The organism is Streptomyces bugieae (assembly GCF_036352915.1).
GTDB classification, from domain to species: domain Bacteria; phylum Actinomycetota; class Actinomycetes; order Streptomycetales; family Streptomycetaceae; genus Streptomyces; species Streptomyces endophytica.
Genome location: NZ_JAZBJP010000119.1, coordinates 1 through 476, shown reverse-complemented (window position 1 = coordinate 476; position 476 = coordinate 1). Strand labels below are relative to the sequence as shown.

Annotated in this window: 1 protein-coding gene; it reads left to right on the top strand. The window is 62.8% G+C overall.

Annotation, left to right across the window (positions count from 1 at the left end; all coding sequences use genetic code 11):
• Positions 1–476: sulfotransferase (locus tag V2J85_RS40465; RefSeq protein WP_330824370.1), on the top strand; the 476-nt coding region annotated here is incomplete at both ends.

Sequence of the window (476 nt, the reverse complement as noted above, 5' to 3'; positions counted from 1 at the left end):
GCACTGATCGCTGATCATCCCGAGATCGAGAACATCGCGATCGAACGACCGATCATCATCTGCGGTCTCCCCCGTACCGGCACCACGCATCTGCACAACCTCCTCGCCGCCGATCCCACTCTCCGCTACCTGCCCTATTGGGAAAGCCTCGAACCGCTGCCCGGCCCCGGAGAGGACACACCCGAACCGCGCCGCGATCGCTGTGCCGCCGGCCTGGAACTGGTGAACACCTCGTTGCCGGAGTTTCGCCGCATGCATGACATGACCGTCGAGCACGCGCACGAGGAGATCCAGCTCCTGGCCAACGACATCTCCGGCATGCTGTTCGAAACGACCTATTACGTGCCGAGTTTCACCGCCCACTACAAGGCACACGACCAGGCGCCGTCATACGCGTACGTCAAGCGCAGCCTGCAGGCGATGCAATGGCTGCGCGGCGGAACCCGCTGGGTACTCAAATCACCACAGCATCTGGA